Source organism: Aquimarina sediminis, assembly GCF_002895435.1.
GTDB lineage: Bacteria > Bacteroidota > Bacteroidia > Flavobacteriales > Flavobacteriaceae > Aquimarina > Aquimarina sediminis.
Map to the genome: position 1 here is coordinate 1 of NZ_POYJ01000030.1, position 2932 is coordinate 2932.

The window sequence follows — 2932 nt, forward strand, 5'->3', positions numbered from 1 at the left end:
GTCATTAAACCATTCTTGCCATTCTGAACTACTATCCCGATTGGTCATATCTCCTCCAAACAATACAGCATGAGGCTTGAGTTTTGCTACCAAACGATTGGCATTTTTTCGGGGTGTACGATTATTACGAGAATCTCCTCCTGCTATAAACGACAATCTACTATTATCAGAAGGAGCTGTTTTGAACCAAAACCGCTGGCTTGTACCTTGACTATCCCTAATTACAAAATAATATGCTGTATTAGGTTGCAAGCCCGTGAGCCTAGCAAAGTTATTGTTCATCCCCTTATAAGAGACCGTTCTGTTAGGGGCTTTAGAGTTTGGGTACCTACTATAATCTGTTCCATAATCAGTAGTTCCATAATATACTTTAGGATTACTCCCAGAAGTTTGATCCCAACCTACTACAATTGAGGTAGCAGGATTGCCGCGCAATGTAAGTCGATACTTACCATTTGATGAATACAAGTTAATTGCTAATAAAGATATTAGCAATAAAAAGACTTTTTTCATGACGTTTGAGTTTGTGAAGTTAATATTAAATTTAGTTATGTGTTTACATTTGTCAGTCAGGAATATTATTTATTAATGTTATACAAAAATATGGGGTTAGTAACAATTTGGTTTAATCAATAAATAGTCTTTACAAAAAATTAAAATTGGTTCCTTAAATAAGCAAAACGATAACGAATAAAACAGGTTTAGTTAACGTAAGATATTTGCTCTTTAATATAAAGACGTAAAAAAAACTTCTACCCCCTATTAATGATTTATGAATAAGCCTAGCAAAAATCAGATACCCGATAACAATTGTTACCATAAAAAAACCACCAACTCAACTAAGAGTTAGTGGTTAAAAAATGAATTATTCTTTAATTTATCTATTTTTTAATTATTTGTTGTGTTTTTATAATACGCCCTTTCCCATCTTTAATGGTGAGTAAATAAATTCCTGAGCGAGTTACTTTTGGCTTTATTGTTACTATTTTGCCTTGCGATCCAGATGAAACACTTTCTTTATGTACTATTTTACCATTTAGATTATAAATCATGATAGTAAAGCTTTTATTGTTTTGCAATAAAGAAGTAGCTATGTTAATTTCACTTGCAAAAGGATTAGGATGTATTCGAAACAACTCTTTATTACTGTTTCCAATAGTGTTTCCACTCTTATTTCCACAATTACCTGCTCCTGTCCAAGCTGATTCCCAATGTGAACCTGTACCTGGTGCATATGCCCAGGCTGCAGAAGAAGAACACCATCCCGGTACTTTACATATAAACTTTTTATTTTGATTCTTAACTTCTTCATCTAATTGATAAGAAGTTCCTGCTACATATTGAGGAATGCCACTACAACTTCCTCCCCCTGTAGTTTCGCTAAATGTAGCTGTAACATTTTTATTAGAATTCATTGTTATGCTTCCTGGATTTATGGTTCCCGAAAGTGCACCACTCCATCCATCAAATTTCCACCCTGATGCTGGTGTTGCGGTAACACTTGCTGTACTGCCTTCATTATAGGTTCCTCCTCCACTAACTACCCCTTGACCTACAATATTTGTAGTTAATGTGTATGTTGTAGAAGTGTTACTACGTAGATAGTTGGCATACACTGAGTACTTATAATTGCTCTGAGATCCACTACCATAACTAGATGGCATATTATTACCACTTGTAGACCAACTAGATCCTGTTGCCTGATATCTACCAGGGCTTCCTGAAACATATGCAATACCAGGGTTATTAGAAAATATCCAAGCCAACCAGATAGTCTCTCCATTGTTTACCGTTACTGGGTTTTGTAGAGAAATAGTTTGCCATCCCCGGGTTGATCGTACTCCTGTGGTAGAGGTTTGCCCGATTCTACTTCCTGGTACACCGTTATTATCTTTATACACTCCTAATTGAACACTACCAGAACCACCTTCTATATGGAAGGCTATACTTTGTAATATCCCATTCTCGCTCATCGTATATGGCATAGCCCTACGCGTACCGTGTGTAGAACTACTTCCTCCAACAGTAGTCACTCCTAACGTATATAGAGTTGAAGAACCATCTAAAGTGGTAACGTTTTTGGTTGTACTAAAACCAGAAACGTTTCCTGCTGCATCTTTTGCTTTAACCTTAAAGGAATATGTTGTATTTGGTGATAATCCACTGGCAGTATATCCTGTAGAAGATACTGTAGCTACCACTGAATTATTTTGATATACGTCATAACCAGTTACTCCAACATTATCAGTAGATGGATTCCAGTTTAATGAAACTGAATTAGCCGTAACATTGGATGAAGCTAGATTTGTTGGTATCGATGGAGCTTCATTATCCACAACAGTAGAATTATTTATGGTAACAACACTTCCATTTGAAGGGTTCCATATATCTAGCCCAGAAGGTATTTGAAATACATTATTATTAGAAACCTGTCCTACCTGAGATGCATTATCAACTCTAATGGTACGCAACTCTATTTTATTGGCATCGACAAAAATCCATTTGAATTGATTAAATCTAGCTGAATTACGTGTCCATGTTTTATTATCATCATTAGATCTTAATGGAGCTCCCCAACAGCCTTCACCAGCATAGACGGTTCCATTTTGATTATCTCTTACAAAACCTTCATCATTTCCTGATCCAGTTGTTGGTCGAACAGGCCAGGTTGTTTTTACTGTATGGGCATCACATTCTACGACAAGTTTTACTCCTTTGTCGTAAAAAAGTTGTGCCCAATTATTGTATTGATTATTTCCTTCTCTTTTTCCAGAGACATGAGGACGCATTGGTTTATGGTATTGCGCCATTTTCCATATCGTATTCGGATTTGCATTTAAATCATTACGCAACCATGAAGTTTGGCTCCCAGAAATAGAGATTTCTGTGTTTAAAGTATATGCTCTTACCAAATTATTACCAAAAGTAATGG

Annotated in this window: 2 protein-coding genes; both read right to left on the reverse strand. The window is 35.9% G+C overall.

Translation table 11 applies throughout. The annotated features are described in order from the left end of the window. A partial coding sequence (locus C1X07_RS24660) for a fibronectin type III domain-containing protein (RefSeq protein WP_206604279.1) occupies window positions 1–513 on the reverse strand: 513 nt, incomplete at its 3' end. A 368-nt stretch (window positions 514–881) separates the two neighbouring features. Then, window positions 882–2932: InlB B-repeat-containing protein (locus tag C1X07_RS24665; RefSeq protein WP_128755399.1), on the reverse strand; the 2051-nt coding region annotated here is incomplete at its 5' end.